At 54.7% G+C, this 12577-nt stretch carries 12 protein-coding genes; 8 read left to right on the plus strand and 4 right to left on the minus strand.

Translation table 11 applies throughout. From position 1 onward, the window contains the following. Nucleotides 1–5: 5 nt before the first annotated feature. Together M2418_RS18760 and M2418_RS18765 are read right to left on the minus strand one after the other, a co-directional pair. Entirely contained in the window at nt 6–1034 is a 1029-nt protein-coding gene (locus tag M2418_RS18760) for an amino acid ABC transporter substrate-binding protein (RefSeq protein ID WP_259148505.1), read from the minus strand. 232 nt (nt 1035–1266) lie between these two features. Next, nucleotides 1267–1944: a GntR family transcriptional regulator gene (locus M2418_RS18765; RefSeq protein ID WP_259148507.1), complete on the minus strand. Its 678-nt coding sequence runs from the start codon at nt 1942–1944 to the stop codon at nt 1267–1269. A gap of 131 nt (nt 1945–2075) precedes the next feature. Between M2418_RS18765 and M2418_RS18770 the strand changes: the two genes are divergently transcribed. The 3 genes from M2418_RS18770 to M2418_RS18780 all read left to right on the plus strand — a co-directional run bounded on the left by M2418_RS18770 (nt 2076) and on the right by M2418_RS18780 (nt 4551). After that, nucleotides 2076–2705: a flavin reductase family protein gene (locus tag M2418_RS18770; protein WP_259148509.1), complete on the plus strand. Its 630-nt coding sequence runs from the start codon at nt 2076–2078 to the stop codon at nt 2703–2705. 20 nt (nt 2706–2725) lie between these two features. Continuing rightward, the gene (locus M2418_RS18775; RefSeq protein ID WP_259148510.1) at nt 2726–3427 is read left to right on the plus strand and encodes an aspartate/glutamate racemase family protein; all 702 of its coding nucleotides are present in this window, start codon (nt 2726–2728) and stop codon (nt 3425–3427) included. Between the two features lie 317 nt (nt 3428–3744). Next, nucleotides 3745–4551, plus strand: coding sequence for an endo alpha-1,4 polygalactosaminidase (locus tag M2418_RS18780; protein ID WP_259148512.1), 807 nt, complete (start codon nt 3745–3747; stop codon nt 4549–4551). Between the two features lie 49 nt (nt 4552–4600). Here the strand turns inward: M2418_RS18780 and M2418_RS18785 are convergent, their stop codons facing one another. Continuing rightward, nucleotides 4601–5920, minus strand: coding sequence for an LLM class flavin-dependent oxidoreductase (locus M2418_RS18785; RefSeq protein WP_259148514.1), 1320 nt, complete (start codon nt 5918–5920; stop codon nt 4601–4603). 385 nt (nt 5921–6305) lie between these two features. Here M2418_RS18785 and M2418_RS18790 point away from each other — a divergent pair, with 385 nt between their 5' ends. Further along, nucleotides 6306–6494, plus strand: a complete 189-nt coding sequence (locus M2418_RS18790; RefSeq protein ID WP_259148516.1) for a hypothetical protein — start codon at nt 6306–6308, stop codon at nt 6492–6494. Nucleotides 6495–7003: 509 nt separating this feature from the next. Here the strand turns inward: M2418_RS18790 and M2418_RS18795 are convergent. After that, on the minus strand, nt 7004–8377 hold the full coding sequence (locus tag M2418_RS18795) for an ISNCY family transposase (protein ID WP_259148518.1): 1374 nt from the start codon (nt 8375–8377) through the stop codon (nt 7004–7006). 109 nt (nt 8378–8486) lie between these two features. Here M2418_RS18795 and M2418_RS18800 point away from each other — a divergent pair, with 109 nt between their 5' ends. The 4 genes from M2418_RS18800 (at nt 8487) to M2418_RS18815 (ending at nt 12576) form a co-directional block, all read left to right on the plus strand. Then, nucleotides 8487–8816, plus strand: a complete 330-nt coding sequence (locus M2418_RS18800) for a hypothetical protein (RefSeq protein ID WP_259148520.1) — start codon at nt 8487–8489, stop codon at nt 8814–8816. Nucleotides 8817–8881: 65 nt separating this feature from the next. Continuing rightward, a complete protein-coding gene (locus M2418_RS18805) occupies nt 8882–9868 on the plus strand; it encodes a substrate-binding domain-containing protein (RefSeq protein ID WP_259148522.1) in 987 nt (328 codons plus the stop codon). Between the two features lie 111 nt (nt 9869–9979). Then, nucleotides 9980–11002 (plus strand): galactitol-1-phosphate 5-dehydrogenase, encoded by a 1023-nt coding sequence (locus tag M2418_RS18810; RefSeq protein WP_259148529.1) that lies wholly within the window; start codon nt 9980–9982, stop codon nt 11000–11002. Between the two features lie 62 nt (nt 11003–11064). After that, nucleotides 11065–12576 (plus strand): ribulokinase, encoded by a 1512-nt coding sequence (locus M2418_RS18815; protein WP_259148530.1) that lies wholly within the window; start codon nt 11065–11067, stop codon nt 12574–12576. Nucleotide 12577: the final 1 nt, after the last annotated feature.

Genomic DNA, 12577 nt, shown 5'->3' on the forward strand with positions numbered 1-12577 from the left:
TCGTTTTAGCGGATTGGCGGAGCGTAAAGCAGGCCGCCCCGGTTCCATTGGGTGTTCGGGCCACGGGTCATGCCAAGTCGGGTCTTTTCACCAAGCGCACGGTCAAAAACTTCACCGTAATTGCCGACCGACTTGATGATGTTGTAGCCCCACTTGTTGTCGAGCTTCAGCATCTCGCCGAGATTGTCAGTGACGCCAAGCATACGCTGGATTTCCTGGTCGTCGCTTTTGACCTTTTCATCGACATTGGCCTGGGTGATGCCCTTTTCTTCTGCCGCCATCAGCATCCAGACCGACCAGGATACGATATCGCGCCAGTTGGAATCGTTCTGGCGAACGCCAACTGCCAATGGCTCTTTGGAGATGGTTTCCGGCAGAACGACATAGTCGTCGGGATTGTTGGCAACGGCGCGGATCGAAGCAAGGTCAGAACGGTCAGACGAGATTGCGTCGCAACGACCGCTGAAAAATGCTGCACGGTTTTCGTCCGGGCTTTCAAACACAACCAGTTCAAATTTGGCGCCAAGCTTGCCGAAGAAGTCGCTGAGGTTCTGCGCCGTCGTAGTGCCGGGCAGGGTGCAGATGGCTGCATCCTTCAGTTCCTCGGCGCTGGTTACGCCAAGCGACTTCTGCACCATCAGGCCCTGACCGTCATAAAACACGACAGGCCCGAAATCGATACCGAGAGAGGCGTCACGGGTAAATGTATGGGTTGTCTGACGCGACAGCACATCGATTTCGCCTGACTGAAGTGCCTGGAAACGGGTATTGATGTTGGTCGGGACATATTCGACCTTTTCACCATCCCCAAAAACGGCGGCGGCAATGGCGCGGCAGATATCCGCATCAAAACCTTCCATGCGACCCTTGTCATCAGGTGCAGCAAAACCGGGCGTGGAGAGAGAGACGCCGCAAACCAGCTTCCCGCGCTGCTTTACCGTGTCGAGTGTATCGGCGCTGGCAACGCCTGCTGTAACGACTGTCAGAATTCCGATGGCTGCACCGATGCAGCTCCCAACTGTCCATCTATTCATTTCAGTTCCCCTTTTGATTGGATGCACTTCCCTTGTCATTTTATTGTTTTTGGCTAAGATAATGCGTACAGTATTGTCTACAATATCTTTCCATGATTGACAACACCCGTCTCTATCGCTGCGCTGAATTTTCCGAAGCCGGCAGGCGCAGCCGATCGCCACCCCGAACGACAGACGCATTCGTGCGTGATGCCGAGCCAGCGGGATTTCACAGCCGATACCACAGCAAATATCAGGCGAGGGCGGCGCGCAGATCGTGGGAGAGATCGCGGATTTCGCTCAGGTCTAGCTCGGATTCGACATGCTCGAGATGATGCGCCATCAGATGCACCGCCTTTTCGGCGTCGTTGGCAGCAACCGCCTCAACGATCTCGGCATGTTCATCCGGCCCACAATTGAAGCGGTTGGTATTGCGGTAGACGGCTGTTATCAGCGATGAGCGGGCAATCAAGTCCCGCATTGTCGTGAACAGGAAGTCCGACCCCAGAGTTTCCGCCAAAAGCAGGTGAAAACCACCAGAAAGCTTGATGATTTCACTCGTAATATCCTGGGCATTGGCGACACGCTCTTTGGCAACATGATCACGCAATCGCTTTAGATCTGCTTTGGAAACTGACTTGCACAGACGTTCGATCACACAACGTTCAACCGTTCGGCGCACAAAAAAAACATCCCGCGCCTCTTCTACCGATGGCTTGGAAACAAAGGCACCGCGGTTTGGAATGATTGTGACAAGGCCATCGCGCTCCAGTGCGGTGAGGGCCTGACGAACCTTGGCGCGACTGACATTAAAGATCGTCGCCAGTTGCTCTTCCTTGAGCTGCACACCGGGACGAAGCCGGCGCTCAGCGATGGACAACCAGACTTTTTCGACAATGTGTTGTGTGGACGGTCCGGCCTGTGCGGTCATCAAATCTGTTCCCTGTTGGGATTACACAAGCGCAATCTGACCAGAAAAGTCAATCATATTGTCAGGATTTTCATTGCACTATTGTCGACAATATGAGACATCATTGTAAATTATGAAATTGAGATCTCACCATGGAATTCGACTTCACCGAACTTGAGCCACAAAGTCGCTACCGCCTGCTGACGAATTTCATCGGCCCGCGACCGATAGCGCTGGTGACGACCCGTTCGGCAGCAGGCCATAACAACGCGGCGCCCATGAGCTTCTTCAACGTGTTTTCACACGACCCGCCACTTGTTGTGCTTGGCATCCAGCCGCAATCTTCGGGTGAAGAAAAAGACACGATGGTCAATATTCGCCGCACCGGTGAGTTCGCCATCAACATGGTCGACATGACCTTGTCGCAGCAAATGCTGGTCTGCGGGCTAGGCTTTGATAATGAAGTCGATGAACTCTCCATGGCCGGACTGACAGCCAGGCCATGTGCCAAGATCGATGCTAGTTACGCCTCGCAATCGCCCTGCGTCTTTGAGTGCCGGGTAGAACGTCTGATAGATTATCCCCGCCGCACCCTGGTGATTGGCGAAGTCCTCCACATGCATGTTCACCGAGAGTGCCTTGATGCCGAGGGACGTTATGTCGATCCAGAACGGTATCAGCCGATCGCGCGTTTGCATGCCGACAATTACATCACTTCGGATCGCCAGTTTGAACTGAGCGCACCACCGATCGCAGATTTCATCAAACCGCAGGACAAATAGGCCCTGAGAGGTTCACGACGATGCATATTCGCCTGATCAACCCAAACTCCACGGCTTCGATGACCAGCCAGGCGCTGGCAAGTGCGTTGCGGGTAAAACAATCGGGCACCGAGGTTTCTGCCGTTAATCCGGCAAACACCCCCATCAGCATCGAGGGTGGCGCGGACGAGGCAATGGCTGTGCCAGGCATGCTGGAGGAAATTCGCAAGGGCGAACGTCTGGGCATTGAGGCCTATGTCATCGCCTGCTTCGATGATCCCGGCCTGCACGCGGCCAGAGAAGTTGCGCGCGGCCCCGTCATCGGCATCTGCCAGGCGGCGATACAGGTGGCGATGACCATCAGTCGCCGCTTTTCGATCATCACCACATTGCCCCGGTCCATCCCGATCATCGAAGATCTGGTGAGTGATTACGGCGCAGATCGTCACTGCCGTAAAGTCAGGGCAATCAATTTGCCTGTCCTTGGACTGGAGGAAAACCCAGCCATGGCAGAGCAGTTGCTGATCCGTGAAATTGAAACGGCCAAACAGCAAGACCGCGCCGAGGCCATCATTCTCGGTTGCGCTGGCATGTCGGCGCTCTGCGATCGTCTGCGCGAGGCGACCGGTGTTCCGGTGATTGATGGCGTGACGGCAGCAATCAAGATAGCCGAAGCCCTCGTCGGTGCTGGTTACGTCACATCAAAGGTCAATGCCTACGACTATCCGCGCGTCAAGGGGTGACGGGCAGATCTGCGGCTGACACCGGGCCGTCTTACGACTGAATTCATCTGGTCAACATACTTCCCATCATTTGCTCGCGAGAGACTTGTGGCGGCGGATCATTATCTTCCAGCCGAGAAAGCGACCGCCTGTCGTGCTTGGCACCAGATCATCACAGATACAGACAATAAAAAGGCAACATATTAGGTTGTCACTTCCCCCATGCTTTTCGAACGAACATCCGTACTCTACTCGGCATCAAGCCTGCCGTTTCAACTCGCCACGACAACGGCTAAGGTCTTGCGCGCACCTCTGATTAGGCCAAGGGATATTGAAAATTGAAGCGACTTTTTTTGGCAACAACTCTTATTCTGCACCCACAAGTCGTATTCAGCCTTGAGCAAAATCAGCGTGTTAAGCCCATACCAAGTAGGGCAATTCCAGACTATCAACTGGGCGGCAGTTATGAGCCTCCCGTTGGCGTTACTGTTGTGGCGCGCGACAGCACGGCGATGCCAGCCGAAGGCCTTTACAATATTTGTTACGTGAATGGTTTTCAGACCCAGCCGGACAGCCCGTGGCCAAAAGAGCTTTTGGTTATTGGCAAAAACGGTAAAGCATTTGCCGATCCCGGCTGGCCAGATGAGTATCTTCTGAACATCTCATCTGCAGCGATCAGCGAACAGATTGCAAAACGGCTCGCCACCAGCATAGCGCACTGCGCGGAGGCCGGCTTTGACGCCGTCGAATTCGATAATCTCGATTCCTTTAGCCGCTCAAAAGGGGCGTTGACGCAGGAAGATGCGGTGGCATTCGCGCGCCTGCTTGTCGAGATCGCACACAGCAATGGATTGGCCGCGGGTCAGAAGAACACACCGCAGCTTTCCCACGACGAGCGCCGCACAATCGGATTTGATTTCGCCGTTGCAGAAGAATGCCATCGTTTCGATGAGTGTTCCGAATACACACGCTTCTACGGAGATCAGGTCATCAACATTGAATATACCGATGACCTGCGCGGAAAATTCTCCGCTGTCTGCCGTGACAAGAACACGCCCAAAGCCACGATCCTGCGTGATCGTATGCTGAAAGCGCCGGGACAAGAAGGCTATCACTACGCCCATTGCCCGGCAGCATCTCGCTGACACCTCCGCTTGCCGCAGCAACTTCTGGCATCAACCGAACCACAAAGCGTTACGCAAAAAACCGGTTGGTGGGACGTGGCAACCCGAGATGGTCTCGCAACGTTGTTCCTTCGTAATCCTGGCGGAACAAACCTCGCCGTTGCAGTTCCGGAACCAGCCGAAGTACCACATCGTCCAGCCCTTGCGGAAGATATGGTAACACGACTGTAAAGCCGTCACTGGCATCCTCGGCCAACCATTTTTCCATCTCATCAGCGATGGTTTGTGGCGTGCCCACAAAGGCGAGGCCAGCATAACCACCATATCGCTGTGCCAACTGACGCACCGTCAGCGCGTCCTCTCTTGCAAGCCTTATCGCTTGCTCGCGACCGGTCTTGCTTGCATTCGTATCGGGTATGTCAGGCAGCGGGCCATCCGGATCAAAACCGGACGCATCATGGCCAAGAGCAATCGACAGTGACGCGATAGCGCTGTCATAGTGCACCAGACTGTCAAGCTTGGCGCGCTTGGCCTTGGCTTGTTCCACCGTGTCTGCAATCACGATGAGAGCAGCGGGCAGTATTTTCAGTTGCTCCGGACGGCGGCCGAAAGCTGGCATCCTGCCTTTGATATCGGCATAAAGGAGCTTTGCAGCGGCCAGATCGCGCGGCGAGCAAAACACCACCTCTGCGGTTTCAGCAGCCAGTTGACGACCGGGCTCTGATTGGCCCGCCTGCACGATGACGGGCCAGCCCTGGACAGGCCTGGCTATGTTCAAAGGCCCCTTGACCTGCAGGGCAGGGCCTTTGTGATCAAGCACGTGCATTTTATCGGGATCAAAGAAGATGCCGCTTTCCTGATCGCGAATAAATGCATCATCAGCAAAGCTGTCCCACAGGCCCGTGACGACATCAAAAAACTCACGCGCTCTCGCATATCGATCACCATGATCAACATGGTTATCCAGACCAAAGTTGAGCGCGGAGTCAGGGTTTGCCGTTGTAACAATATTCCATGCAGCGCGTCCGTCGCTGATATGATCGAGCGAGGCAAACCGGCGAGCAACGTGATACGGCTCGTCAAAAGTCGTCGACGCCGTTGCGGCAAGGCCAATCTTTTCGGTCACGGCAGCCAGCGCCGAAAGCAAAGTGAACGGCTCAAAGGATGTAACAGTGTGGCTGCGTCTCAGCGCCTCCACAGGCATGTTCAGAACCGCCAGATGATCCGCCATAAAAAACGCGTCAAATTTTGCAGCTTCTAGCTTTTGAATGAATGACTTCAAATGGGAAAAGTTGAAGTTCGCATCGGCATAGGAACCCGGATATCGCCACGCGCCGGTATGCAGACTGACGGGACGCATGAACGCTGTGAGATGCATCGACTTTGCCATGGAGCGGCTCTCCTTCGAGCATGTTGGAATATATTGGCGATAGACATAGGGCCAACCTCTCGAATATTTATTCCCTAATTCTAACCGAGATAAGATAAATAACTCTATATCCAATCACATCATTGAAAATTTAGATTTTTCTTCCGAAAATTTGAACTTTCGACATTACATCACGACCCAAATAGTATATATATTTTATAGATAATAACCGGGTGAGGATAAATCATGGTTCGCGTTTCAGTTGATCGTAAATATGACGCAGCCCGCAATATTACCGACATCACGCAAAACCGTTGTTGCCGTTTTCCATCACGAATGCACGCACCTGTGACATCGCAGAGGTGGATTAGTTCGAGGTCGAAAAACGCGCTGAAAAGAGACGGATATGCAGAGACACGTTATTGAACACGCCGGACTGCCGGTCGGAATAGCAATCGCTGAAGACAACAAGTTGCGGTTCATTGCCGTGAAGTTCCATGTGATTGATCTCGACAATCGCAGATATGCGAGCTTGCACGATCTGACGGCAGACATCCGCAGCCATCTGGCAACACCCAGCGCTTTTGCGGCGTGATCCTTAACGAACCATGATTTTTCACAGCCGAGCGGATATGCGGCGAAACTTACTGATGCGCGCAGAGAATATTTGTCCTTGCTTCGACGATATGCGCAGACATATGGTTTCCCGCAGCCAGACTGTTGCGGTCCTTGAGGCCATTAAGGTTTGATTTTTGGCGACGTCGTTTTTCATCCGCTCCGCGATTAGGGAGCACTTCGCCATCCGTCGCCAAAGATTTCCCGCGTGGTCAGCGTTATCAAGCCAATCTGCAATCTCCCAGGCATTAATCAGACCCGGGGAGTGTGACATTCCAACTTTGCAGAAACCAGGGGCATTATTGTCTTCGTTGCATTTGAAAATGGAATGTACCACGCTACAAACATTGTGGCGGGAGAGTTGAAATGTCCGCCGGTTTGCAAAGTAGAAATGTCCGATCAGCCCCGATCTGAGCGGCTGATCCCGATTGCAAGATCAGATCGGGGCTGGTGGTAAACACACCTCTTCGGCTTTAGCGTTGAGACGCCTCACTCAGCAGCCTGTTGCCGCGACAGCGCCTTCTTTCGCCGCGCAATCACAGCCGGTTCGTTGGTGAAGTCTTTGCGGCGACCGGGTCCACGAACGCGTTTGACATAACCATTCTTGTCGCTGTTGCTCTTCACCTCGGGTTTTGCCTGCGCGTCCTGGCGTTCTTTGATATAGGCCAAAACATCGCCGAGCCGCTTGTTCTCGGTGATCGCCGCATGCGTCACCCGCTGATCCTTGGCAAACACCGTGTAGGGCAGGCAATGCCCTTTCCAGCGCACATCCATTCGGCCATCGGCATAGGCGTAGGTCTCGACATATTTACCAACAAGGCCACGCGTGACGTCGCTTTCTTCCAGCATGATCCGCTGTCGCTCATAGGAAAATGTCAGCTGCGATCCGACATAACGCTGTTCTCGCTTGCAGAGGATCTCTTTCAATCGATCCGACGCCAGGTTCATCGGTCGATGCAAATCCTCGGATCGGGCAGGGCAAACCGCAAAACGGGCGTTGTAGTCCTCCATAAAGCCGGTCAAAAAAGCATTGCCAGCCTCCATGCCGTCGATGCTGGCCAGCCGCAATTCCTTGACCAGACGGTCCTGCAGCGTCCGGTTCATCCGCTCAACGCGACCTTTGGCCTGGCTCGAATTTGCACAGAGAATTTCTATATTTAGCTCGCAAAGCGCTCGCCCGAACTGCGTCACGCCCTGACCACCTCTGGCATCCTTCTTTGCCACCCGAAACACCGAATGTTTGTCGGAATAAAAGGCAATCGGCGCGCCGTGGCACTGGAGATAGAGCTCCAATGCCTCGAAGTAAGTGAAGGCACTTTCGGATCGCACAAAGCGCAACTGCATCAGCTTGCCAGTCGCGTCATCAACGAACACCAGCAGTGAGCAGGGTGGTCCGCGATCCTCAAACCAACGATGCTCCGACCCATCAATCTGCACCAGTTCGCCATACGCCTCGCGTCGCAGCCGTGGCCGATGAAACGTCCGGCGCTGCTTGCGCGACAGCCAAATGCCAGCATCGACCATCCAGTTGCGCACCGTCTCGCGCGACACAGACAAGCCATCGCGCTCAGCCAGTTTCTCCGTCGCCAATGTCGGCCCAAAATCCGCATAACGTTCCCGAACCAGCGCCATCGCATAATCACGAACCCCGTCACTGATCCGGTTGTTCGAGGGTCGGCCGATCGCCTTGTGCCGGATCGACGCAGCGCCGCCACTCCGTATTCGGTCCAGCAGCCGACGCACCTGGCGCTCACTCAGATCAAGAACATGCGCCGCAGACACCGTCGTCATCCGCCCAGAAACAACCTTCGACAAAACCTCGATCCGCTGCAGATCGCACTCGCTCATAGCTATCAATCCCATCTGCAATCTCCCAGATGCCAATCAGACCCGGGGAGTGTGACATTCCAACTTTGCAGAAACAGGACACTTCAACTTTGCGGCTACAAACATAAATCGCATAAGATTTGTTATGGAACTTTTATATCCATATCCTGGGGTCACTGCGTGTGTTGAGCTGTCGGGCATGCGCCTTATTGAAATGCGCATCCAAACACGTCACGAAAGCAAAATTACCGCAGCAAAGAAAGGCCAATTCCGTCATTTGTTGTTTTTAGCAAATTTTGTTGCAATGCGTTGGCGTCGCAAATCAGGAGACCGCGGTCGCCGATTTCGAACTTTTGCCAAGCCGACGTTAAGAAAAGAACGTTATTACAATGCGATAGATTTTATTTTGTCAAAAACCAGCCTTCCGGTTGACAACCACTGGCGAGAAATGTTGCCCTTAAATCAGCAGAAGTGAATAAATATCACATATGCTGATTGCCGGGAGGGCAATCGTCACGTTCACGATCATGGGAGGATCATATGAACAGTCGTCGTCATTTCATGGCTACCTTATCGGCAGCCGCTTCCACTGTCGCAATTCTCGCATTTGGCGGCCAGGCCGCCTACGCCAAAGATCTCAAAATCGGTTTTAGCCAGGTTACCCTGCAATCTCCATTTTATGTTCAGTTGAAGAATGGTGCAGAGGCAGCAGCAGCGGCATCAGGTGACACGTTGGTGTTTCTGGATGCCAACGGCGATGTGTCGAAGCAGAACAATGATATTCAGGATCTCATTACACAGGGCGTCAACGCCATCATTATCAATCCGGTCAACCCGGATGCCGTGGCACCGTCTCTGGATGCAGCAGCAGCGGCAGGTATTCCTGTCATAACGGTCGACCGACCTGTGCGTGGTGGCACCGTGGCGGCCCATGTCGGGCGCGACAACAAGGCTATGGGCAAACTGGTTGGAGAAGCCGTCGTTGCGAAACTGAAGGCAGATGGCATCAGCGATGCCAAAATCATCGAAATCCAGGGTGACGCAGGTGGCGCCGTGATGATGGACCGTCGAGACGGCTTCCACGATGCGATCAAGGATAGTGGCCACAAAATCGTCGAAGGGCCTTACGCTGAGTACATCCGCGCCAATGCGGTCACCGCAATGCAGGACCTTTTGCAAGCCCATCCTGATGTCAAGGTTATCTACGCCCATAATGATGACATGGCACTTGGTGCTATGCAGGTCTTGAAGGAAAACAACCGGGACGATGTTCTGGTTGCGGGGGTCGATGGACTGTCGGAAGCGCTGCAGACCATGAGCTCTGGTGGGAAATATGTGGCGACGGCTCTCAACGATCCGCAGTATCTGGGTGACGTCACCATTCAAGTCGCACTTGAAGCCGCCGCCAAGAAAACGGTTCCGACCTTTGTCGATGCCGGTACGGCACTGGTAACCCCGGAAAATGTCGGCAAGTTCCCGCATTCTGCACTGTTTGCGGAATACCGTCCGCAGGTTCTCAACCAATAACTCCCAAGCAGACAGGAGGGGCTTTGCCCCTCCTGATTGATCTTATCTGTCAATGAGCGTCGGCGCCCCAGCCCGACGATTGCCTCGGTGTATCTGAAGGATAGCAAAATCATGCGTGCAGCCGTACTCCACACGCCCGGAGATATCCGCCTCGAAGACGTTGCCAAACCCGTGCCGGGACAAGGAGAAGCCCTCCTACGCGTCGCGGCCGTCGGCGTTTGTGGTTCGGATTTGCCGCGAATGCTCACCAAAGGTGCCCACAAGATGCCGATTATCTGTGGTCATGAATTTTCTGGCGTTATCGAAGAACTCGGTCCGGGTGTTCCCAATTTCAAGATTGGTGAACTGGTCACGGTTCCTCCGATGCTTCCGTGCAATAGTTGTGACCAGTGCGCCACCGGCAACTTCTCTCGCTGCCGCAATTACGACTATTTCGGCTCTCGTCGGGATGGAGCCTACGCGGAATATGTTTGCGCTCCGGTCAGCAACCTTATGAAGGTTCCGGCAAACTGCGACCCGCGTGCGGCCGCAATGGTCGATCCGGCGTCGATCGCGCTACATGCCATTTGGAAGGCGGGCGGCGTGACGATGGGTGATCGCGGAGCGGTCATCGGCTGTGGTCCAATCGGGCTTTTTGCCATTCAGTGGATGCTGTTGATGGGAGCAACCGAGGTTGTTGCGATCGACATTTCCAAAGAAAAGCTTGAGTTGGCTCGTCAGGCCGGCGCGACACATACATTGCTATCGACTGACGGGATCCCGAAAGATCTTCTGTGCAATATCATCATCGAGGCGGCCGGGCATCCAAGTTCAATCGGGACAGCGGTCCAGCTTGCAGCACCAGGCGGTCACGTTGCCTTTATCGGCATTCCGGTTGGCGAAGTGCCTCTTTCCAATGCCACCTTCCAACACTTCCTTCGTCAGGAAGTCTCGCTGCATGGTTCGTGGAATTCGTTTGGTGCTCCCTACCCCGGCCCACAATGGACGGTTGCGCTTGACAAGCTTGCCTCCGGAGCCCTCAAATGGGAATTCATGATAACCCACGATCTTGCACTCGATGAATTACCCGCAATTTTCGAGCGGCTTCGCAACGACCGTGGCTTCTTTTTCTCGAAGATCATGTTTCGCCCGTGACGGACAAAACCCGGTTGGAGGCCGGGCCGTCATAACTGGCAATTTGGGGAGGACAATCGAACATGGCTCATATTTTGAGCTTCGATTTTGGCACCGGTGGCGTACGAGCAGGTGTTTACGACGTCGAACGCCGTCAGATGCTCGGTCAGGCCGACGCAGCCTATGCGACCCATTACCCGAGAGCCGGGTGGGCTGAACAATCTCCGACTGATTGGCGCAGAGCCCTTCGTCATGCTGGCCGTGCCGCCCTTGAAAAAGCAGGGCGAAAGACAGTTGATGCAGTCTGCTGCGCGACAACCTCCTCCACGGTCGCGGTGTGTCTGCGTGATGGTACCCCGCTTTCGCCAGCAATACTGTGGATGGACTGTCGCGCCGATGCTGAGGCACGACAGACGGCATCGCTTGACCATGAGGTCATGCGGTTTTGCGGTGGCTCGGACGCTGTCGAGTGGCTTGTGCCCAAATCAATGTGGTTGAAACACCATGCGCCGGAGCTCTGGTCGCAGGCCGAAGTGATTTGCGAAGCGCTCGACTACGTCAACTTCGACCTGACGGGTGAATGGGTCGGTTCGCGCATGAATGCAGCCTGCAAATGGAATTACGACAGCCAGAACCATCGTTTTGTCCCGGAGATTTATCAAGCCTTCGGAATTCCAGATCTTCTGGAGCGTTTGCCGCAGCGCATCGTTCCTGTCGGCGGAATTATCGGCACGATGCGCAGCGAAATGGCCGCTGAACTGGGTCTTGATAACCTGCCGGTCGTAGCGCAGGGCGGCATCGACGCTCATATCGGCATTCTCGGTGCAGACACGGTCGAACCCGGCGGCATGCTGTTCATCGGTGGCACGTCTATCGTCCAGCTGGTGCAACTTGCCCAGGAGGAAGACGTTTCCGGTTTCTGGGGCCCCTACCCGAATGCACTGACCGATGGCCGCTGGCTTGTGGAATGTGGTCAGGTTGCCGCCGGGTCAATGCTCAATTGGCTGACCGATGAAATTTTCGGCCTCGACAAAAATGGACATGCGGCGATGATTGCCGATGTTGCCGCTACGCCGCACCGCTCCGAAGGCCTGCTTGCTCTGGACTATATGATGGGTAATCGCACACCCTATCGTGACGCGTCCTTGCGCGGCGTGCTGATGGGGCTGACGCTAGGCCACACACGCGCCGACATTTACGCGGCGGCAATCGATTCAATTGCGCTTGGTTCCGCAAATGTCCTGTCGGTTCTTAAAGCACGAGGTGTGGCAGTTGAACGGGTGATGATGGCAGGCGGCATCGTCAAGAATGCCGCATGGCTGCAGGCCACAGTCGATGCGCTCGGACTGCCGGTCCACGTCGCCCGCGAAGACAATCTCTCTCTCGTTGGAACAGCGGTGGCTGCCGCCTCCGCGATTGGCGTATTTCCCGATCTGAAAACGGCCGCGAAAGCGTGTGTTGCACCTGCAAGCGAGCTACTGCCCAATCCAGATCGCGCTGAATGGTTCGAACGTACGCTTCCTCTGTATCAAGAGGCAACCGAGCAGTTGCGCCCGACATTACACCAGCTTGCCCGTCGGCAGATGGGAACGTGAA

The organism is Rhizobium sp. BIGb0125, assembly GCF_024810055.1.
In the GTDB taxonomy this organism is placed as follows: domain Bacteria; phylum Pseudomonadota; class Alphaproteobacteria; order Rhizobiales; family Rhizobiaceae; genus Agrobacterium.

Coding starts and splice junctions, on each gene's coding strand:
- M2418_RS18760 (WP_259148505.1), bottom strand. CDS start 1,034: ATGAATAGATGGACAGTTGGGAGCTGCATCGGTGCAGCCATCGGAATT.
- M2418_RS18765 (WP_259148507.1), bottom strand. CDS start 1,944: ATGACCGCACAGGCCGGACCGTCCACACAACACATTGTCGAAAAAGTC.
- M2418_RS18770 (WP_259148509.1), top strand. CDS start 2,076: ATGGAATTCGACTTCACCGAACTTGAGCCACAAAGTCGCTACCGCCTG.
- M2418_RS18775 (WP_259148510.1), top strand. CDS start 2,726: ATGCATATTCGCCTGATCAACCCAAACTCCACGGCTTCGATGACCAGC.
- M2418_RS18785 (WP_259148514.1), bottom strand. CDS start 5,920: ATGGCAAAGTCGATGCATCTCACAGCGTTCATGCGTCCCGTCAGTCTG.
- M2418_RS18790 (WP_259148516.1), top strand. CDS start 6,306: ATGCAGAGACACGTTATTGAACACGCCGGACTGCCGGTCGGAATAGCA.
- M2418_RS18795 (WP_259148518.1), bottom strand. CDS start 8,377: ATGGGATTGATAGCTATGAGCGAGTGCGATCTGCAGCGGATCGAGGTT.
- M2418_RS18800 (WP_259148520.1), top strand. CDS start 8,487: ATGGAACTTTTATATCCATATCCTGGGGTCACTGCGTGTGTTGAGCTG.
- M2418_RS18805 (WP_259148522.1), top strand. CDS start 8,882: ATGAACAGTCGTCGTCATTTCATGGCTACCTTATCGGCAGCCGCTTCC.
- M2418_RS18810 (WP_259148529.1), top strand. CDS start 9,980: ATGCGTGCAGCCGTACTCCACACGCCCGGAGATATCCGCCTCGAAGAC.
- M2418_RS18815 (WP_259148530.1), top strand. CDS start 11,065: ATGGCTCATATTTTGAGCTTCGATTTTGGCACCGGTGGCGTACGAGCA.